Annotated in this window: 14 protein-coding genes; 8 read left to right on the top strand and 6 right to left on the bottom strand. The window is 71.3% G+C overall.

Translation table 11 applies throughout. The annotated features are described in order from the left end of the window. The first annotated feature begins 37 nt into the window (after positions 1-37). A complete protein-coding gene (locus tag ACIOHC_RS38255; protein ID WP_389638363.1) occupies positions 38-4855 on the top strand; it encodes a hypothetical protein in 4818 nt (1605 codons plus the stop codon). Between the two features lie 221 nt (positions 4856-5076). Here the strand turns inward: ACIOHC_RS38255 and ACIOHC_RS38250 are convergent, their stop codons facing one another. Beyond that, positions 5077-5556: a hypothetical protein gene (locus tag ACIOHC_RS38250; protein ID WP_389638365.1), complete on the bottom strand. Its 480-nt coding sequence runs from the start codon at positions 5554-5556 to the stop codon at positions 5077-5079. 402 nt (positions 5557-5958) lie between these two features. Here ACIOHC_RS38250 and ACIOHC_RS38245 point away from each other — a divergent pair, with 402 nt between their 5' ends. The 4 genes from ACIOHC_RS38245 to ACIOHC_RS38230 are packed head-to-tail and all read left to right on the top strand — an operon-like array spanning position 5959 to position 10383. Continuing rightward, entirely contained in the window at positions 5959-8925 is a 2967-nt protein-coding gene (locus tag ACIOHC_RS38245; RefSeq protein WP_389638366.1) for a nitrate- and nitrite sensing domain-containing protein, read from the top strand. Then, positions 8922-9365, top strand: a complete 444-nt coding sequence (locus tag ACIOHC_RS38240) for a roadblock/LC7 domain-containing protein (protein ID WP_351083768.1) — start codon at positions 8922-8924, stop codon at positions 9363-9365. The genes ACIOHC_RS38245 and ACIOHC_RS38240 overlap by 4 nt, the downstream gene beginning before the upstream one ends. Positions 9366-9374: 9 nt before the next feature. Next, positions 9375-9797: a DUF742 domain-containing protein gene (locus tag ACIOHC_RS38235; protein WP_351083770.1), complete on the top strand. Its 423-nt coding sequence runs from the start codon at positions 9375-9377 to the stop codon at positions 9795-9797. Beyond that, positions 9778-10383, top strand: a complete 606-nt coding sequence (locus ACIOHC_RS38230) for an ATP/GTP-binding protein (protein ID WP_351083773.1) — start codon at positions 9778-9780, stop codon at positions 10381-10383. The genes ACIOHC_RS38235 and ACIOHC_RS38230 overlap by 20 nt, the downstream gene beginning before the upstream one ends. A gap of 312 nt (positions 10384-10695) precedes the next feature. On the opposite strand, the gene ACIOHC_RS38225 is transcribed toward ACIOHC_RS38230, so the two are convergent. Together ACIOHC_RS38225 and ACIOHC_RS38220 are read right to left on the bottom strand one after the other, a co-directional pair. Continuing rightward, entirely contained in the window at positions 10696-11043 is a 348-nt protein-coding gene (locus ACIOHC_RS38225; protein WP_389638367.1) for an Mpo1-like protein, read from the bottom strand. 106 nt (positions 11044-11149) lie between these two features. Continuing rightward, entirely contained in the window at positions 11150-11956 is an 807-nt protein-coding gene (locus ACIOHC_RS38220) for a M15 family metallopeptidase (protein WP_389638369.1), read from the bottom strand. A gap of 57 nt (positions 11957-12013) precedes the next feature. Here ACIOHC_RS38220 and ACIOHC_RS38215 point away from each other — a divergent pair, with 57 nt between their 5' ends. Continuing rightward, a complete protein-coding gene (locus ACIOHC_RS38215) occupies positions 12014-12553 on the top strand; it encodes an NUDIX domain-containing protein (RefSeq protein ID WP_401846178.1) in 540 nt (179 codons plus the stop codon). Positions 12554-12586: 33 nt separating this feature from the next. Here ACIOHC_RS38215 and ACIOHC_RS38210 read toward each other — a convergent pair whose 3' ends face one another. Next, positions 12587-14938, bottom strand: a complete 2352-nt coding sequence (locus ACIOHC_RS38210; protein ID WP_401846176.1) for a TIM-barrel domain-containing protein — start codon at positions 14936-14938, stop codon at positions 12587-12589. A 222-nt stretch (positions 14939-15160) separates the two neighbouring features. On the opposite strand from ACIOHC_RS38210, the gene ACIOHC_RS38205 reads away from it, so the two are divergent. Both ACIOHC_RS38205 and ACIOHC_RS38200 read left to right on the top strand, forming a co-directional pair. Next, the gene (locus tag ACIOHC_RS38205) at positions 15161-17137 is read left to right on the top strand and encodes an acetoacetate--CoA ligase (RefSeq protein ID WP_365692749.1); all 1977 of its coding nucleotides are present in this window, start codon (positions 15161-15163) and stop codon (positions 17135-17137) included. Between the two features lie 67 nt (positions 17138-17204). Next, a complete protein-coding gene (locus ACIOHC_RS38200; RefSeq protein ID WP_351083785.1) occupies positions 17205-18131 on the top strand; it encodes a hypothetical protein in 927 nt (308 codons plus the stop codon). Positions 18132-18192: 61 nt separating this feature from the next. Here the strand turns inward: ACIOHC_RS38200 and ptsP are convergent, their stop codons facing one another. Both ptsP and ACIOHC_RS38190 read right to left on the bottom strand, forming a co-directional pair. Further along, the gene (gene ptsP, locus ACIOHC_RS38195; RefSeq protein ID WP_351083788.1) at positions 18193-19863 is read right to left on the bottom strand and encodes a phosphoenolpyruvate--protein phosphotransferase; all 1671 of its coding nucleotides are present in this window, start codon (positions 19861-19863) and stop codon (positions 18193-18195) included. A 76-nt stretch (positions 19864-19939) separates the two neighbouring features. Further along, positions 19940-20389 carry a PTS glucose transporter subunit IIA gene (locus tag ACIOHC_RS38190; protein ID WP_401846172.1) on the bottom strand — a complete coding sequence of 150 codons (450 nt, stop codon included), beginning with the start codon at positions 20387-20389 and terminating at the stop codon, positions 19940-19942. Between the last annotated feature and the right edge of the window lie 448 nt (positions 20390-20837).

Below are 20837 nucleotides of genomic sequence, written 5' to 3'. Positions count from 1 at the left end.
TCTCCCCCCGCTCCCTGAACGACGAGAGTCCGCCGCCATGTACGAGCTGTCCCGGGTCCGCCTCTACTCCATCGGGCCTGCCGGCGCGCGCTATGCCGACACCGTGCTCGACCTGCGCGGAGTGGGCGAGCCCGTGCCCAACCCCGCCCCGGCCCAGGCGGAGTTCTTCGAGGAGGAGCCGATCGGCCCGCCGCGCCGCCCCGCCCCCGCCGGGGTGCTCTTCCTGGAGAACGGCGGCGGGAAGTCGGTGCTGCTGAAGCTGATCTTCTCGGTGATGCTGCCAGGCCACCGCAACACCCTGGGCGGCGCCAGTTCCGGCGTGCTGCGCAAGTTCCTGCTCGCCGACGACTGCGGGCATGTCGCCCTGGAATGGCAGCACACCCTCACCGGCGAATGCGTGGTCGTCGGCAAGGTCAGCGAGTGGCGTGGACGCCAGGTCTCCAACGACCCCAGGAAGTTCGCCGAGGCCTGGTACTCCTTCCGCCCCGGGCCCGGACTCAGCCTGGACTCCCTGCCGGTCGCCGAGGCCAACTCCGTGCACCGCCCGGTCGAAGGCGCCTCCGGCGCACAGGGCCGACGGCGGACGATGAAGGGCTTCCGCGACGCCCTGACCGAGGCCGGCAAGTTCTACCAGCACCTCGATGTCCACTGGGAGGAGATCCACGACCGCTGGAACGAGCACCTCGGCGACCTCGGACTCGACCCCGAACTCTTCCGCTACCAGCGAGAGATGAACGCCGACGAGGGCGAGGCGGCCGGCCTCTTCGCGGTCAAGAAGGACTCCGACTTCACCGACCTGCTGCTCCGCGCCGTCACCGACACCCGCGACACGGACGGCCTCGCCGACCTGGTGAGCGGCTTCGGCAACAAGCTGGGCCGCCGGGCGGAGCTGACCGCGGAGCGCGACTTCACCGCGGGCTCGGTCGATCTGCTCGGCCGGATCGTGGAGGCCACCGCCACTCGTTCCCGTGCCAGGGACATCCACGCGGGGGCCGAACGCCGGACCCGTACGCTCGCCCGCAGGCTCTCCGCCCGCGCGGGCCAGGAGCGCGGCCGGACCGCCGAGCTGGCCCAGCAGGTGACGGGCGCCGCGCACACCGTCACCACGGCCGAGGAGGCCCGCAGCCGCAGCGCCCTGATCGCCGCCGAACTGGCCTACCGGCATGCCTCGCTGGCCCTGGCCGCGGCGGAGAAGGGCGCGGCCGCCCAGCGGCGCGAGCTGGGTGACGCCCGCACGCTGCACTCCGCCTGGCAGGCCGCCGAGGCCGTGCTGCGCCACCGCGCCGCCGCCGACCGGTCCGCGCGGGTCGCCGTCGCCATCCGCGAGGCCGAGCGGGACGCCGCGCCCGCGCTCGCCGCCCGGGCAGAAGCCGCCGCCGATCTCGTACGGGCCCTGCACACCGCGGCGGAGGCCGGTGAGCAACTGGCCAACGAGGAGGAGGAGCGCTCCGGCACTCTCCAGGCCGTGGGCGAGACCGCCCACCGCGACGCCACCACCGCCGCCACCGAGGCCCAGCGCGCCCGCAGCGAGGCGGGACATCTGCGCCAGCGCCTCGCCGAGGTCGAGCAGGAGACGGCGCAGGCGGTACGGGCCGGCTGGCTCGACGACACCGCGCCGGACGCCGACCCGGCGCGCGCCGCCCTCGCCGCGAGCGACGCCGAGCAGTCCGCCGTCGCCGCATGGGACACCGCCAGGGAAGCCGCCCGCGCGGCGGCCGATCTGGCCAGGGAGGCAACCGCGGCCGAGAGCCGCGCCGAACTCGCCGCCGCCCGCGCCGCCGACGCCGCACAGGCCGCGGAACAGTCGTACGAGGCCGAGCTCGACGCCGCCGAGTCCCTCGCATCCGACCACCGTCTGGCCGACCTGCTCGGCCTGCCCCTCGCGCAGGGAACCGGCGTGCCCCGGCCCCGCGGCGCGGCGGCCGGCACGGAGACGGACCCCGACGCCCCGTACGGCCGAGGAACGGACATCGATCCGACCGGCACCGCCGCCACCGGCGCCACCGAGCAGGCGGGTCGGACAGGGCAGCCCGCCCACGGCACGCACACCGGCACGGCCGAACAGGCGGTCGCCCACCAACAGCCGCTCACCGTCCAGGAGTTCGACCGCAGCGCCGACGAATTGCGGGAGCTCCTGGATCAGGGCATCGCCTCGGCGGAGCGCCGCCTCTTCGAACTGCGCACCGCGGCCGCCGACGACTCCCGCATCCTCGGCGCACTCGGCGACGGCGGACTGCTGCCGCCCGGTCCCGATGTCCTCGCGACGGTCGAGTACCTCGGCGAGCACGGCATCCCGGCCCTGCCCGGCTGGCGTTACCTCGCCCAGGCCGTCGACCCCGCCGACCACGCGTCCGTGCTCGCCGCCCGCCCCGAACTCGTCGACGGCGTGGTCATCACCGACCCCGACTCGCACGCCCGCGCCCGCGACGTCCTGAGCGGCGCCGCCCTGCTGCCGCGCTCCGCCGTCGCCGTGGGCACCGCCGCCGCACTGCTCGCACCCGTCCCGGCGACCGGAGCGGGCTCGGCCGCGAGCACCGAAGGGGTGTTCCTCGTCCCGCCGAACCCGGCGATGCACGACGAACACGCGGCCGACGAGGAGCGGCAGGCCCTCAGGAGCAGGGCCGCCGCTCGCGACGAGGACATCCGGACCCTCGCGGCCCGCCTGGCCGGTGACCGCTCCCTCGCCGCCCGCATCGGGTCCTGGCGTGCCGACTGCCCTCCCGGCATGCTGGCCGAGCTGGCCGAGGCCGCGGACACCGCCCGTGAGGCCGCCGAGTCCGCGGAAGCCGCTCTCGCCGAAGCCCGTACCGTGCGGGCCGAGGCCGATGAGGCCGCCGCGGACACCGCCCGTGTCCGTGAGGAGCGCCAGGAGGCCGCCCAGCGCGCCCGCCGCGCCGCCGACGCCCTCGCGGGCCTCGCCTTCCGGCTCCGCGAACGCGCGGGCTGGCAGGCGAAACTGCGTGAACTGGTCGACGAGGCGGCCGAGTCCGAGGCCCGTGCCACGGTCTGCCTGGAGCGGGCCCGTGCCGCCGACGAGGACCGCAGGGCCGCCCAGCGCGCCGCCGACGACGCCCGCCGCACCGCCCGCGCGCTGCGTGCCGAACGCGCCGAGATCGCGGGCGCGCCGGAGCACCTCCCGGAGCCCGTGGGCGACACTCCGCGCCCCGCACTTCCGGCACTGCGGGAGGCGTACCGGGCCGCGTCCCAGCTGTACGAGAAGGTGGGTGTGGGCGCCGACCTGCGCGCCGAACAGGCCCGTGCGGAGAGCGACGAGAGCGCCGCCCTCGCCGAGCTGGACCGGCTCACCAACAAGGTCCGCACCCGGGCCGCCCAGCTTCTCGAAGGCACGGACGGCGCCGACGGCCCGTCCCGGCAGGCTGCAGCCGCCCGCGCCGAGTCCCTGGTCCACCTGCTGGAGACCAGGGCCTCCACCGCGAGCGAGCAGTTGGGCCGACTGCGCGGTGAGGCCGAGCGCCTGGCGCCGGTCGACGGCGAGACCCATCACACCGAACTCCCCGACGAGCTGGTCCCGGCCGACGCCGAGCAGGCCCAGAACCTCCTGCGCACCGCCACGGCCGAACTGGCCTTTGCCACCGCGGCCCTGGACACCGCACGCGCCGCCCACGCCGAGCTGCTGCACGCCCACCGCACCGCCGAGGACTCGGCAGGCGGCTTCGACGAGACCGCGGCACTTCTGCGCGACCTCCTCAGGGACCACGGCGCGGACGACGACACCGAGGCCCCCGAGCCCTACCCGGGCAGTCTCGACGAGGCCCGGCAGTCGGCCGCCGAGGCCCGCCGTTCACTGCGTGGCTGCGCCGCCGACCTGTCCTCGGCCGAGAGCGCCGTGAGGGAAGCGAGCGACGTCCTCGTACGCCACGCCAACTCCACCCGCTACGAACAGGTCCGTACGCCCGCCCGGCAGCAGATCCGCGAGCTGCCGGCCGCGGCGCTGCCCGAGCACGCCGAGAAGTGGGCGGCGGCCTTCGCGCCCCGGCTGCGCGTCCTCACCGACGAGCTGGCCCAGTTGGAGCGCAATCGCGACTCCATCGTCGACCGGCTCCGCGGCCTCGTGGAGTCCGCGCTCACCACCCTCCGCTCCGCCCAGCGGCTCTCGCAGCTCCCCGAAGGACTGGGGGAGTGGTCAGGCCAGGAGTTCCTCCGGATCCGCTTCGAGGAGCCCGACCAGGCGACGCTCACCGAACGGCTCGGCGTGGTCATCGACGAGGCCACCCGCGCCGCCCTGAAGAAGAACTCCGATCTGCGCAGGGACGGCATGTCGCTCCTGCTGCGCGGTGTGCAGGCGGCACTGGAACCCAGGGGCATCGCCGTGGAGATCCTCAAGCCGGACGCGGTGCTCCGTGCCGAACGCGTTCCGGTCGGTCAGATGGGCGACGTCTTCTCCGGCGGCCAGCTGCTCACCGCGGCCATCGCCCTGTACTGCACGATGGCCGCGCTGCGCAGCAACGACCGGGGCCGTGACCGGCACCAGCACCGGCACGCGGGCACGCTGTTCCTGGACAATCCCATCGGCCGTGCCAACGCCACCTATCTGTTGGAGCTCCAGCGCGCGGTGTCGGACGCCCTCGGCGTGCAGCTGCTCTACACGACCGGGCTGTTCGACACCACGGCGCTCGCCGAATTCCCGCTGGTCATCCGGTTGCGCAACGACGCGGACCTACGGGCCGGGCTGAAGTACATCAGCGTGGAGGAGCACCTGCGTCCCGGGCTGCCGCAGGAGGACCCGAACGGTGGGACGGTGCACGGCGAGATCACCGCCACCCGCATGTTCAAGCGCACGACGACACCGCCCGAGAGCGCCCGGATCCCCTCCCCGGGCCCGTCCGACGAGTGAGCACGAAGAGCAGGCGCGAAACGAGCACACGATCGGCACCACGAGGCGGGCGTGGGGAACGGGCACGGCGGGTGAGCACGATGGGCAGGGGCGAGGAACAGGAACACCTCGCGGCACCCGTCCCTTGATGACACCCCGCCGGGGTCAGGGCCTGTCCGCCGGACAGGGCCCGGAGCCCTCCGAGCACCGGTGGCCCTGTCCGGCGGGTGGGGCCGATGTCCTCAGGCCCGCGAGAGGCTGCCCGCGCCCCGGCGGCGTATCCGGGCTTCCTCACGCTGTGCGGTCCGCGCCGCCCGGCGGGCTCTGCGGCGCTCACGGCGCAACTGCCGCGCCGAACTGCTCGGCATGGACACCACGCCGTTGCGTTGATTCCAGACCTGCCGGGTGATCCAGACGTCCAGCACCGACCAGGTTGCGACCACCGTGCTGCCCACGCTGCTCAGCACCATCGGAAAGGCCAGCCAGGAGCCCGTCAGCGTGCAGAGGAACGCCACCATGGCCTGGATGATCGTCAGCGACATGATGAGTACGGCACGCACGGCGGCGGTGCGGACCGGGTCCGGCATCCGCCGCCGCGTCGCAGGCTCCTCCACCCAGAGTTGCCGCCGCTGGCGCGGGATATTCGCCCCGACGGTCACCGCCGGGGCCGTCGTCGCGGCCGGTGCCGACGGCGCCGGCCTCCGACGCTCTTCCGTATCCAAGGAACCTCAACTCCCCACCGCTGTCCGACCTCAGGGTTGCTGCCCGGCATGCGTCATTTCTACGCGAGCGGATCGGACCATCCTGCCCCGGGCACTCCCCGTGTTCTCCCTGCCCCGTACAGAGAGACGAGTGAACAGCCGTGAAGATTCCCCCGAACCGTCATCGAGCGAAGAATTCCAGCCAACTGCCCCGCCGGGCAACGTGAAGCTCTGACAGGTCTCTTCTGTCGCTTTCGTGAATTTCATTGCCCGGAATACCGGGACAACTCATGATCGACGCCGAGGAGCGCGGCTGAAAATCGTCCGGACATCTCTTCGGGTTGTCTCTCTGTCGGTAGTAGGCTCGCGCCGTTTGTTGACGGAACACGACCCCCGCCCCGTGGGGTCGGGCTGGGGGAGGCCATGCGCTTTCGCGGGAAGTCCATCCGCAGGAAGATCGTGGCGCTGCTCCTGGTGCCGCTCGTCTCCCTCACCGGGCTCTGGGGTTTCGCCACCTTCCTGACGGGGCGTGAGGCCGGCCACCTGATGAGTGCGAGCACCGTCGTGGAGAAGGTCGGTCATCCTCTGGAGGACACCGTCCGCGCGATTCAGGACGAGCGCCGTCAGACTCTCGTCTTCCTCGCCGATCCCCGGGCCTCCAACGCCCTCCCCCTTCTGCAGCGCCGGCGCGCGAACACCGACCGCGTCGTGGCGGACGTCCGGGACAGTGCACGACAGCAGGACATTCGCGACGCACTGAGACCCGAGGACGAAACGCAGCTGAACTCGGTCCTCGGCACGGTCGAGGGTCTGGGTGCGCTCCGCGAATCGGTCGACAAACGCACCATCGACCGCCTGAAGGCAATGGAGTTCTACGACCGGCTCATAGATCCCTGCTACCGCTTTCTGACCGGTCTCCGCACGATGGAGAACGTATCGATGGACAAGCAGGTCCGTGCGCTGGTCGGCATCTCACGAGCCCGCGAAATGCTCTCCCGCGAGGACGCCCTGGTCGCGTCTGCACTCATCGCCGGGCGGCTGACCGCTTCCGAACTGCGCCAGATCTCCGCCCTCGTCGCCAATCGCAAGCTGCTCTACGAGATCAACGGCGAGATGCTGCCCGCGTCGGAGCGCCGGCGCGTGGAGCAGTACTGGGCGAGCCCGGACAGCGAAGCGCTGAGGACCACCGAGAACACGCTCATCGCCGCCGGTCCCACCGACGAACCACGTGCGGTCGACGCCGAGCGTTGGCAGGAAGTGGCACCGCCGGTCCTGGACCGGCTGGCCAACGACTCCACCGAACTGAACAACCGCTTCCAGGACCGTGGGAAGCCGGCCGGCTACAGCGTTCTGATCAAGGCCGGGATCGCGGGCGTCCTCGGCTTCCTCGCCCTGCTCGCCTCGGTGTTCGTCTCCGTGCGCATCGGCCGGGAGCTCATCCGTGACCTCTCCCGGCTCCGTAAGGACGCCCATGAGGTCTCCGGGATACGGCTGCCGAGCGTGATGCGCAGGCTCGCCGCGGGCGAACAGGTCGACGTCGAGACCGAAGCACCGCACCTGCAGTACGAGCGCGACGAGATCGGCCAGGTCGGCCAGGCCCTCAACACCCTGCAACGGGCCGCTGTCGAAGCCGCGGTCAAGCAGGCGGACATGCGGCGCGGGGTGTCCGAGGTCTTCGTCAACCTCGCCCGCCGCAACCAGGTGCTCCTGCACCGGCAGCTGACGCTCCTGGACGCGATGGAGCGCCGCACCGAGAACACGGACGAACTCGCGGACCTCTTCCGTCTCGACCATCTGACCACCCGTATGCGGCGCCATGCCGAGGGTCTGGTGATCCTCTCCGGTGCCGCACCTTCCCGTCAGTGGCGCAAGCCGATCCAGCTGATGGACGTGGTACGGGCGGCGGTCGCCGAGGTCGAGGACTACGAACGGATCGAGGTCCGTCGGCTCCCCCGCATCGGAGTGGGCGGCCCCGCCGTCGCCGACCTCACCCATCTGATCGCCGAACTCCTTGAGAACGCCACCGTGTTCTCGCCCCCGCACACCGCGGTCCAGGTACACGGTGAACGCGTCGCCAACGGCTTCACGCTGGAGATCCACGACCGTGGTCTCGGCATGCCCCCCGACGTCCTCCTCGACGCCAACCTGAGGCTCGCCGAGACCCCCGAGTTCGAACTCTCCGACACCGACCGGCTGGGCCTCTTCGTGGTCAGCCGCCTCGCCCAGCGGCAGAACGTCCGTGTCTCGCTGCAGAAGTCCCCGTACGGCGGCACGACCGCCGTCGTCTTCATCCCTGCGGCGCTGCTCACGGACGCCCCGGAGACGCACGGCACCGGATTCCGCCTCGACCGCCGGTCCGAGAAGGCGATCGGCGGTGGTGCGCGGGCAGCCGGTCAGGGACCGGGTAGCGACAAGGACCGCAGGGACGGGGGGCCGGACCGTCGGGCCAACGGCAGGCCTTCCGGTCTCGCCCCCGTCCCTACCGGCCTCGTCGACCCGGCCCTCCTGGACGGGCCGGTCGAGCTCGAAGGGCCCGTGGGAGCAATGGGCTTCGAGAGCGACCCCGCACTCGACCCGGTGCTCGACGCCGGTCTGGCCCCCCTGCTGCGCGGCGCTTCCGACCTCGACGACACCGAGAGTGAACGCGGCGGAATCTTCCGCGCCCGCGATCTGCGGCGCGACGGTGACCGCGAGCAGCACCAGCAGGCCTCCGACCAGGTGGGGGAACCGGCGGCCGGTGCACGGGCGAAGCAGCCCGTCGGCCCGGTGCCGCTGCCGCGCCGCAAACCTCCGACGCTGGTCACCGAGAACGGCCGCCGGGTCGACGGGGCGGGCCGCTCCCATGCGCCGAGCGCCGAGCGCGATCCCGCACCCGGCCCGGCCGACGCCGACGGCCCCGCTGCCGACACCGGGGTCAGGCCCGTGGCCACCGGTCCCTGGCGCCCCGCGGCCGGTACCGGCGGGTCCACCGAGCCGCGACACCCCACAGGACCCCGGCAGCCCACCGGCTTCCGGAAACCCACCGAGCCGGGCACACCGCCGCGGTCCGTTCCACCGGCCGAGCCCGGTGTACCCGCAGGGCCCGACTCACCCACCGAGCCCGCGCCCCCGGCGGCCCCGGGCCCGGCCCGTGAGACCGTGGGCGGGCTGCCCCGGCGCATCCGGCAGGCCAGCCTCGCCCCGCAGCTGCGCGAGGTCACCGGCGGCCGTGACGCGGAGCCGACCCGAACGGAATCGGCTCAGGACTTCGAACGGGACGCGGACGAGGTACGCAGCCGCATGGCTTCGCTCCAGCGCGGCTGGCAGCGCGGCCGTCGGCAGAACGCCGAGGACGCGACCGGTCCCGGTGACACAGCACAAGGAACCACTTCGGGAGGGGACGGTCGATGACCGCACCGAACGCCGCAGCACCCAACGCCGCACGCCGGGGCTCAGGCCAGCTCAACTGGCTCCTCGACGAACTCGTCGAGCGCGTCGCCAGCATCCACAAGGCGCTGGTGCTCTCCAGTGACGGCCTCGCCACCGGCACGTCCAAGGACCTGACCCGCGAGGACAGCGAGCATCTGGCGGCCGTCGCGTCCGGATTCCACAGCCTCGCCAAAGGTGTGGGGCGCCACTTCGACGCGGGCCGGGTCCGCCAGACCGTCGTGGAACTCGACGAGGCGTTCCTCTTCGTCACGGCGGCCGGTGACGGCAGCTGTCTCGCCGTGCTGGCCGACGCCGACTCCGACGTCGGTCTGGTGGCCTACGAGATGACGCTGATGGTGAAGCGCGTCGGTGCCCACCTGGCCAACGCACCCCGGACCACCGGTCAGTCCGCCGGGGGGTGAGTGGACGGCATGAGCGCTGACTCCTCCAGATCACCGGCCACGCCGACGGACCCGCAGGCCTCGCGATGGTACGACGCCGACGCCGGACCAGTGGTCCGTCCGTACGCGATGACCCGGGGCCGTACCAGCAGCGCCTCCCGCCATCGGCTCGACCTGATCGCGGTCGTCGTCCCCGAACCCGCGGCCGACGACCCCGGCCGGGACCAGACGCTCTCCCCGGAACACGTGGAGATCGTCGAACTCTGCAGTGACATGCCCCAGTCGATAGCCGAGCTCGCGGCCGGCCTGGATCTCCCCGTCGGAGTGGTCCGGGTGCTGGTCGGCGATCTCGTCGAGGACGAGCTGGTGCACGTAACCCGTCCCGTTCCGCCGGCCGAACTGCCGGATGTGAACATTCTTCGCGAGGTGATCAATGGCCTTCGGGCGCTCTAGCCGCAACAGGCGGCCCGTGGAGCCCGTTACCCTGAAAATCCTGGTGGCGGGCGGCTTCGGAGTGGGCAAGACGACTCTGGTCGGCGCGGTCAGCGAGATCAGGCCGCTGCGCACGGAGGAGAGACTCAGCGAGGCGGGCCGCCCGGTGGACGACCTGGCGGGTGTGGAGGCGAAGACCACGACCACTGTCGCCATGGACTTCGGCCGGATCACGCTCCGCGAGGACCTGGTGCTCTACCTCTTCGGCACTCCGGGGCAGGACCGGTTCTGGTTCCTGTGGGACGAACTGGCCCAGGGTGCGCTGGGGGCGGTCGTGCTCGCCGACACCAGGCGACTGGAGGACTGCTTCGCGGCGGTCGACTACTTCGAGCGCCGCGCGATCCCGTTCACCGTCGCCGTCAACTGCTTCGAGGGGGCCGACACCTTCCCCATCGAGACGGTACAGGCGGCACTGGACCTCGATCCGGAGGTACCGGTGGTCATGTGCGACGCACGCGACCGCTCCTCCGCACGGGACGTACTCGTGACGGTCGTCGAGCACGCGGTGGCCCGCGCGGAGCGTCCTCGCGAGCCCGCGACGACATAGGAGACGCCCAATCGGCCACAACGTGGTCGACGCGGCCAGCACCCCCGCCGACCGGGGTGCGGGCCGCGCGTCGTTTCCTGACCGGGCATGGATTTTTCACCCCGGGTGATGGACCGTCAAGACAGGTGGCAGCACAGGCTGTCCGGGCAGCGGCCGTCCCTGTACGTACGGCCGGACCGTGTCACGTCGCAAGAACGGCACGTCGACCGTCGGTCCGCGCACCGAGGCCGCGCCAGAAGGCGTCCCGACATGGAAAGAAGACCGACGAGCCGGCCCCGCACGCTCCTGGCGCAGCGTCAGAAACACCTTGGATCAGCGGTTGTCGGCAAGCCACTTGGCCGCGATCTCCGCCAGCTCCCGGTCGCGGCCCGCCAGCATCATCCGGATCATCTGCACGTCGCCACGCAGTGACCACGCGGGATGCCCGAAGGTGGCCGGATTGTTCTGCTCGATCAGGAAGTGGGCGGGCCAGGCGGTCCCGTACCCGATCAGCGGCAGAGCGGCGGCGTACCTCCGGCGTCCCCGCGCCAGGCCGTAGGCGGTGATCGCGAGTCCGGTGAGGGTGCCCGTCAGATGGACCCACCGGGTCGCGGCCCTGGAGTGCATCGCGACGTAGTAGGGCCAGAACTCTTCATATGAATCGAACGTCTGCTGTGACATACGGGCACCGTAATGGCTCACATGGCCACCGGAAACGGTCGATCCGTGTCCGAGAGGGGGAACGGGTGGCCGCAACCCGGAGGGGCCACCCGTTCCCCCTCTCGCGTCAGTGCCCCGCGACGGACCTCCGGGCCACGGGGAAGTCGAAGTACGTGTCAGGGAACAGCTCGGGCTTGAAGGTGTAGTGCCACCATTCCTCGGCCAGATTCACGAAGCCGGCGTCGGTCAGCGTCTTCTTCAGGAACTGCCGATTGGCTCGCTGGGCCCCCTGGACGCGCGGGTCATCGGTGTGGGAGAGCGTGTCGAAGCAGTCGAAACCCGTGCCCATGTCCACGGAATTGTCCGGGAAACGGTCGGCCTGAGGTGCGTAACAGGGCGCCTGCTTCCCTCCCGGCAGGTACGGTCCCGTCGGTGCGGCGGGCAGTTTCACCAACGTCAGGTCCACCGTGCTGCCACGGCTGTGCCCGGACTTCTCGGCGATGTAACCGTCGGCGAACAGCCGCGACTTGTCGACCCGGGGATAGAACTCGCCCTTCATCGTCTCGTCGCCGAGATCCTTCGCCCACTGCACGAAGTGGTCGACTGCCCGCTGCGGCCGGTAACAGTCGTACACCTTCAGCGAGTAGCCCTGGCGCAGCAGGCGGGTCTGGGCGTGGTGCAGGGCCCGGGCCGCGGGCCGGGTCAGGATGCAGAGCGGTTGGCGGTAGCCGTCCACCGGCACGCCCATGAAGTTGTGCGCGGTGGGGTAGCGCATCTCCTGGATGATCGTCGGATCCACCGAACGCAGTGCGACGAATTCCCCGGACGCTTTCGGCTCGGGATCCGCCTGCGCGGCGGGGGCGGTGGCGGTGACGGCGAGCAGGGCGGCGGCAGCGGCCGCCAGGGCACGGAGAGCGGAAGCGATACCTGTCATGAGCACATAATCCAGCAATGCGGAGCCACCCGGTGGGCGATCCGATACAGTCCGCGCGTGTCCGACCCCCCGAGCAACTCCGAGAAGCCGGTCAAGGACTCCCACTGCGGGAGCTGCGGAGCGCCGTACGCCGCCTCGACGTCCCCCACCTGGCCCCGCACCTGCGCCGTCTGCGGCGACACGGCCTACCGCAACCCGTTGCCGGTCGCCGTGGCCCTGCTTCCCGTCGCCGACCGGGACGGCACCGGACTCGTCACCGTCATCCGTGCCATCCCGCCCCGACGCGGCGGACTCGCCCTCCCCGGCGGCTTCATCGACCACGACGAGGACTGGAGGCACGCCGTCGTACGTGAACTCCGTGAGGAGACCTGCGTCGAGGCCGACGAACAGGACGTCCGCCTCGCCGACGCCCTCAGCGCCCCGGACGGCCACCTGCTCCTCTTCGGCCTGCTCCCGGAGCGACCCGCAGCCGAGCTCCCACCCTCCGGGCCGACCGAGGAGACGAGCGGCTTCCGACTGCTGCGCGCACCCACCGAACTCGCCTTCCCGCTGCACACCCTGGCTGCCCGCACCTGGTTCGAGGGCGGATACCACTGACCGGCCCGCCCCCTCGCCGCACGACTGCCCGGCCTACAGGCCGCGTACGCGCACCGGGTGGTCCACCGGCCCCTCCTCGCCCTCCCGCTCCACCAGAACCTTCCCGTCCACCAGCCGCGACGTGTACCGCTCGACCTCCACCCGCTCCCAGCCGTCACCCGCGTCCCGGACCACCGGACCGCCCCCTCTGCGCCCCGCGGCCGGAGCCCACACCTCCAGCTCCACACCCCCGTCCGCACCCCGCACCGGCAGCACCGAACCGGCCCGCGCCAGCACCGGCACCCGTGACAGCGGAGCATCGAGCAACACCTGACCGGGCCCCTCGTACACCTCGCCCGTCGCCGTGTCGTACCAACGCCCACGCGGCAACCGCACCGCCCGGCGATCCACGCCGCGCTCCAGCACCGGCGCCACGAGCAGCGCGTCACCCAGCAAGAAGGCGTCCTCGCACTCCCGCAACGCCCGCTCCCCGGGGGCCCGCCACCAGAGCGGTCGCACATACGGGGCACCGGTCAGCCGGGCCAGCTGCGCCAGCGTCACGAAATACGGACGAAGCCGCTCCCGTTCCTCCAGCGCGGCCCGCGCGTGCTCAAGCACCCGCGGGCCGAATTCCCACGGTTCCCGCCGCCCCGCGTCGATCGCCGCATGGGTACGGAACAGCGGCAGATACGCACCGAGCTGGAACCACCGCAGATACAACTCGGGCGACGGCGACCCGTCGAACCCGCCGATGTCCGGCCCCGAATACGGGACCCCGCACAGCCCCAGCCCCAGCACCAGCGCCAGCGAGGCCCGAAGTCCGGGCCAGCCGGTCCCCACATCACCGGACCAGGTGCCCCCGTACCGCTGCATCCCCGCCCAGCCGGAACGCGAGAACAGAAACGGACGTGTCTCCGGCCGCAGCCGACGAAGCCCTTCGTACCCGGCACGCGCCATCGCGAGACCGTAGACGTTGTGGGCCTCGCGGTGATCGCCCCCGCGGCCCTCCAGACAATGCCGCGCCGACCGCGGCAGCGTGGGATCCCCGAACGCCGCGAACGACACCGGCTCGTTCATGTCGTGCCACACCCCGGAGAACCCTTGCGCGAGCCGCTCCTCGTACAGACCGCCCCACCACTCCCGCACCCGCGGATCGGTGAAGTCCGGATACACGCACTCACCCGGCCACACCTCCCCGCGCACCACCCGGCCCCGGGCGTCCCGGACGAACGCGCCACCGCTGCCGACCGCCGTACCCGTGTCGAACACCGCGTTCCCCGGCTCCGCCTTCACCGCGGGATCGACGATCGACACCAGCCGTACCCCGTCCTCACGCAATTCCTTGGCCAGCCCCGGCAGATCGGGAAAGCGCTCACGGTCGACGGTGAAGACCCGATGCGCGTCGTAGTGGTCGATGTCCAGATGCAGTACGGACAGCGGCAGCCCCCGCTCCCGGTACCCCGCGACGATCCGCCGGACCTCCCGTTCGCTCCCGAACCCCCAACGGGCATGCTGCGGTCCCAACGCCCAGGACGGCGGCAGTGCCGGCGCACCCGAGAGCGCCGTCCAGCTCTGCAGCACCCGTGCCGGAGTACCGGCCATCACCCAACAGCGCAGCGGCCCCCCGTCCATCCGTACCTCACACATCCCCGGCCGGTCATGGCCGGATCCCGCACCCTCCTCACCCTCCCGCAGCTTCACCTTCCCCGACCAGGTGTTGTCGTGGAACACCAGATGCGTCCCCGCGTCGGAGACCACCAACTGCACCGGCATCGTCAGATACAGCGGATCGTCGTCCGGCCCGAAGCGCCCACCCGGATCGGTGTTCCACAGCGCGTACACCCCGTCGCGCAGCCGAGGCCCGGACGCCCGTCCGCCGAGCCCGAAGAACCGGGCGTCCGCGGGTACCTCGGAGCGCTGGACCCACCGCGCGGCTCCACCCGCGACCGGCTCCCACCAGCGCGGCGGCAGCTCGCGCCGGAGCACCACCCCGCCAGGCGTACGCAGCTCCACGGCCCCGTGCCGCGACACCGCGACGGTCAGCCGCTCGGACACCACCTGCCAGCCACCGTCCTTGTCCGGCTCCAGTCCGGCCCGCGGATCCGCCTCGGGCGCCGCACCGGCCAGTGCGTACGACGGCAACGGCTCCGCCCCGTCCCAGCCCCAGAACACCGCACCGCCCACCGACACCCGGACCCGCAGCTCCGAACGCGCGAAGCGCACCACACCCCCGCCCGGCCCCGGTTCCGCCCCCACCACCAGGCCCGGCACTCTGGCCCGCTCCGCACCGCGCCGCGGCAGTGCCCGCGCATCCGCATTCCGGCGGCGCCAGGAGGCGCGCACCGTGCGCAGCCCCTGCACCGAACCGACCATCTTCACCGAGCGCACCAGGTCACGACCGTCCATGCAGCTCACCCTGCCATCCGACAGGGCGGGTGCGGGCTTCGTTCAACTTCCGTTCACCCGTGGCCGGACCACATGTCCGGACACGCGACCATGGGTGGTGAACCCTGGTGCGAAAGACGATCACATGGCATCGTCCGTAAAAGCCGCCTCACGCGCACACCCCAGCACGTGTGCGCGGACCCACGCCCATCCCGCGTATCCGTACAGCCAGGGAGCCGCCCCATGACCGCAGCAGCCAACGAAGCCCCCCTCTGGCAGCCCGGCCCCGACCGCGTCGCGGCCGCGGCCGTCACCCGCTTCCAGAGCTGGGCGGCCGAGCGGTACGGAGCACCGGCCGATGGCGGCTACCCGGCCCTGCACCGCTGGTCGGTCGACGAACTCGACACCTTCTGGCAGGCCGTCGCCGACTGGTTCGACGTACGCTTCTCCACCCCGTACGAGTCCGTCCTCGGCAATCGCACCATGCCCGGCGCCCAATGGTTCCCCGGCGCCACCCTCAACTACGCCGAACACGCCCTGCGCACCGCGGAAGACCCCCTGCGCGCCGACGCCCCAGCCCTGCTCCACGTCGACGAGACCCACACCCAGGCCGCTCTCTCGTGGTCCGAACTCCGCCGCCGGGTCGGATCGCTCGCAGCCGAACTCCGCGCCCTCGGCGTCACACCGGGTGACCGCGTCAGCGCGTACGTCCCCAACATCCCCCAGGCCGTCGTCGCCTTCCTCGCCACCGCGGCCGTCGGCGGCGTCTGGACGTCCTGCGCCCCCGACTTCGGCGCCCGCAGCGTCCTCGACCGCTTCCAGCAGGTCGAACCCGTCGTCCTCTTCACCGTCGACGGCTACCGCTACGGCGGCAAGGAGCACGACCGCACCGACACGGTCGCCGAGCTGCGCCGCGAACTGCCCACCCTGCGCGCCGTCGTCCACATTCCGCTGCTGGGCACCGAGGCCCCGGACGGCGCCCTCGAATGGTCCGCCCTCACCGCCGCGGACACCGAGCCCGTCTTCGAACAGGTCCCCTTCGACCATCCGCTGTGGGTGCTGTACTCCTCCGGGACCACCGGGCTCCCGAAGGCGATCGTCCAGTCCCAGGGCGGCATCCTGCTGGAACACTTCAAGCAGGTGGGCCTGCACTGCGACCTCGGCCCCGACGACCGGTTCTTCTGGTACACCTCCACCGGCTGGATGATGTGGAACTTCCTCGTCTCGGGCCTGCTCACCGGAACCACTCTCGTCCTGTACGACGGAAGCCCCGGCTACCCGGACGTCAGCGCTCAGTGGCGCGTCGCCGAACAGACCGGAACAACCCTCTTCGGCACCTCCGCCGCCTACGTCATGGCCTGCCGCAAGGCCGGTATCCACCCGGGCCGCGACTTCGACCTCTCACGCATCCAATGCGTGGCCACCACCGGATCCCCGCTCCCGCCCGACGGATTCCGCTGGCTCCACGACGAAGTCGCGGACGACCTGTGGATCGCCTCCGTCAGCGGCGGGACGGACGTCTGCAGTTGCTTCGCCGGCGCGGTCCCCACCCTTCCGGTGCACATCGGCGAACTCCAGGCCCCCTGCCTCGGCACGGACCTCCGGTCCTGGGACCCCGCGGGCAAGCCACTCGTCGGAGAGGTGGGCGAACTCGTCGTCACCGCCCCCATGCCCTCCATGCCGATCCGCTTCTGGAACGACCCCGACGGCAGCCGGTACCACGACAGCTACTTCGACATGTACCCCGGCGTCTGGCGCCACGGAGACTGGATCACGCTCACCGAGCACGGCTCGGTCGTCATCCACGGCCGTTCCGACTCCACGCTCAACCGCCAGGGCGTACGGATGGGCTCCGCGGACATCTACGAAGCGGTCGAACGGCTTCCCGAGATCCGGGAATCCCTCGTCATCGGCATCGAGGAACCCGACGGCGGCTACTGGATGCCGCTCTTCGTCCACCTCGCCGATGGCGCCGCACTCGACGACGACCTGCGCGACAGCATCAAGCGGACCATCCGCGAGAACCTCTCCCCGCGCCATGTTCCGGACGAGGTCATCGAGGTCCCCGGCATCCCGCACACCCTCACCGGCAAGCGCATCGAGGTTCCGGTCAAGCGTCTTCTCCAAGGCACGGCGCTGGCCAAGGCGGTCAATCCCGGCTCGATCGACAACCTCGAACTCCTCCACTTCTACGAGGACCTCGCCCGCAAGCGTCACTGACCGGCCGCGTTGTCAGTGCCCGTAATTACTCTGAGTGAGCAATGATCGACAGCGCACTGGGGGAATCATGGCGCGAACCAGGAACACCAGGCACATCACGACCAGCGGTTCCAGCCGGTCGGGCACATCCATGCGACGCACGCTGCGCCGCGAAGCACCGAGCACCATCGGCCTCCTGGCCGACGAGCAGGACTTCGCGGCGATGCAGCGCTACCGCACCTTCACCTTCGACGACCACACCGTCTATCTGCGGCAGGTCGAGGGCCTGCTCAAGACCCTCGCCGCACAGGGGATGCACACCACGGTCGCTCTCTTCGACCCGGAGGAGTACGCGGGGTTCTGCCGCGAGTCAGGAATCGCTCCCGACGCCCCCGCGAGCCGCAGCCGCTTCACCGCCGAAATCGCCTCGGCCGGTGCCACCGTCGCGTACACCGGACAGACCATCGACAGTCTGATCCCGCTCCTGGTCGGCCGAGCCGTCCGCCAGGCCACCTGGGAGTACGCCACGATGCTCCTGGCCGAACTCGGAGAATGCGCGGACTGCGGCCAGGACATCGGCCGCGCCGCCTTCGACCGGGCCTCCCACCTCCTGCTGCGCATGCTGGAGACGGCCGGACCGGGTACCCACCACCTCGTCTGCAGCACCCCCACCGAGAACGAGCACCTGCTGGCCGTCCTGCACACCGAGCGCGACACCGCCGGGCCCGCCCGCCTCGAATCGGCGGAGGGAACGGAGTTCGTCACGGTGCTCGCCGTCGGCATCGCCCTCGAAAAGCCCGGGGGAGTCGTACTCCGCACGAGCAGGGCCGGCACCGACGACCGGGTACACGGCTGGCGACTGGTCGGCGGCAGCCTGACCCCGCTCACGGCCGGCGAGGTATTCAGCGCCTACTGCACCGACGCCGACACCGGCGAACCCGTCGCCCCGGAGTCGCGGGTGGAGTACTGCGCGGGCTTCGACCTCGGCGCCGATGAACCGGAGCCGCACCACTGACCGGCCGAGGGGGCTCCCCGCCACGTGGCAGGAAGCCCCCTCCACCTCGGACGACGCAGGACTACTCGCCCGACAGCACCGCCTGAGCCGCCATGCGCGCCTCTTCGGCGGAGTCCGTCGCGCGCGCGGCGGAGGCGGCACGCTCGCACTGAGCGAGCGTGTACTTCGCCAGCGTGGCACGGACATAGGGAATGGACGCCGCCCCCATCGACAGCGACGTCACACCGAGCCCCGTCAGAACACAGGCGAGCAGCGGATCGGAGGCGGCCTCACCACAGACTCCACAGCTCTTGCCCTCAGCCGCGGCCGCCTGCGCCGACAGTGCCACCAGGTCGAGCAGCGCGGGCTGCCACGGATCCTGCAGCCGGGACACCGCACCCACCTGCCGATCGGCGGCAAAGGTGTACTGGGCCAGGTCATTGGTGCCCAGCGAGAGGAACTCCACTTCCCGGAGGATCGAGCGTGCGCGCAGAGCGGCGGACGGGATCTCCACCATCGCACCGAACTTCGCACCCAGACCGGCCTCACGACAGGCGTCGGCGAACGCCTTCGCGTCCGCACGGTCCGCCACCATCGGGGCCATGACCTCAAGGTGGACGGGCAGGCCCTCGGCCGCCTTCGCCAGCGCGGTCAGCTGGGTCCGCAGCACATCGGGGTGGTCCAGCAGGCTCCGGAGCCCACGCACACCCAGAGCGGGGTTCGGCTCGTCCGCCGGGGTCAGGAAGTCCAGCGGCTTGTCGGCGCCGGCGTCCAGGACCCGCACCACGACACGTCCCTCGGGAAATGCCTCGAGCACCGCGCGGTAGGCCGCGACCTGCTTCTCCTCGGACGGCGCCCGCTCGCTGTCGTCCAGAAAGAGGAACTCGGTACGGAACAGCCCCACGCCCTCCGCACCGGCCTCGACCGCCGCCGGCACATCGCCCGGCCCGCCCACATTGGCGAGCAGCGGGATCTTGTGACCGTCCGAAGTCGCACCCGGGCCGGTCGAAGCGGACAGCGCGGCCTTGCGGGCCGCAGCGGCGCTCTCCATCTCGGCCCGCTTCTCGGCACTGGGCTCGACGAAGATCTCACCCGTGCTGCCGTCCACCGCGATGACCGTGCCCTCGGCCAGCTCACCGGCGCCGGGGAGCGCCACCACGGCAGGCACCCCGAGCGCTCGCGCGAGAATCGCGCTGTGGCTGGTGGGCCCGCCCTCCTCGGTCACGAAGCCGAGCACCAGTGCCGGGTCCAAGAGCGCCGTATCGGCGGGCGCGAGATCCCGCGCGATGAGCACGTAGGGCTCGTCGCTGTCCGGCACACCGGGCATCGGCACGCCGAGCAGCCGGGCCACGATCCGGTTGCGCACGTCGTCGAGGTCGGCGACGCGCCCCGCCAGGTACTCCCCGGCGTTGGCCAGCAGCGCCCGGTAGGAGGCGAACGCGTCGTACACGCCGCGCTCGGCACTGCTGCCGACGGCGATACGCCGCTCGACATCAGTCATCAACTCGGGGTCCTGGGCCATCATGGCCTGGGCCTCCAGTACGTGTTGAGCCTCGCCACCGGCGAGATTGCCGCGTGCGATCAGGTCGGCCGCCACGGCCTCCACCGCCTGGCGAGCGCGCCCCTGCTCACGCTCCGCGTCCTCGGCCGGGATCTGCTTGGCCGGCGGTTCGAGTACCGCCGTACCCATATGACGCACCTCGCCGATCGCCACTCCGTGGCTCACACCGACGCCTCGCAGCGTTGTCTCCATGTCACCCGTCTCCGGTCGTGCGGCGGTCCCTGCCCCCGCGATGGATATCCAGTCGGCTGTCACTGTGCCGAGCCCGTCACTGCCAGCCGAACAATGTGTCACCGAGCTTCACGTCGCCGTCCTCGCGGAGGTCGGAGAGGGAATCAGCGGTGGCTTCCAGTGCGACGATCGGGCACACGGGAGACTTTCCGAGCGCCTCGACGCCCGCGGGGTCCCATTGCACGATGCCCTGACCGCGGGTGACCGTGTCCCCCTTGTTCACGAGCAGTTCGAAGCCCTCGCCGTTGAGCTGAACGGTGTCGATGCCGAGGTGCACGAGCACGCCGTGCCCGTGCTCGTCCACGACGACGAACGCGTGCGGGTGAAGGGAGACGACGATGCCGTCGACGGGCGAGACTGCCTCGGACGGCTCACGTACGGGATCAATGGCGGTTCCAGGCCCCACCATCGCGCCGGAGAAGACCGGGTCCGGTACGGCGGCGAGCCCGATGGCACGTCCGGCAAGGGGGGACGTCACAGTGGTCATGGGGAACCTCCCAGGGGTGGAGCTCGAATGGCGCCGTCACGCCTTGCGGACGACGCCGTGCTGTTCAGCAGAGTAAGTCATGGGAAGTTCCGGTTCCGCCCGAGTCCTGACGGTTCGCGACCCTAGAAGAGCACCGGAAACGATTTGCCTCGACTCCCGGAGGCCTGTACTGTCATACCCCTGCCTGGCCCCACCACGACTTCACGTCGGGGGTCGGTGGCGACTTTCAAGACCCGAATCTAAACCCGGATCGGCACCCGCATGCCTGCAGGTGGTTGGTCAAGGGAATGGAAAAGGCCTGATAGAGTCGGACTCGCTGGAAAGGGAAACGCGAAAGCGTGGAACTGGAAAGTGGCCCCGCTTCGACCGGGAATCGGACACGAAAGAGTCTGATAGAGTCGGAAACGCAAGACCGAAGGGAAAAGCCCGGAGGAAAGCCTCAGAGAGT

It is taken from the genome of Streptomyces sp. NPDC088252 (assembly GCF_044740965.1).
Taxonomy (GTDB): domain Bacteria; phylum Actinomycetota; class Actinomycetes; order Streptomycetales; family Streptomycetaceae; genus Streptomyces.
The sequence above is the reverse complement of the archived record's forward strand: the minus strand, read 5'-3'. Positions and strand labels throughout refer to the sequence as shown.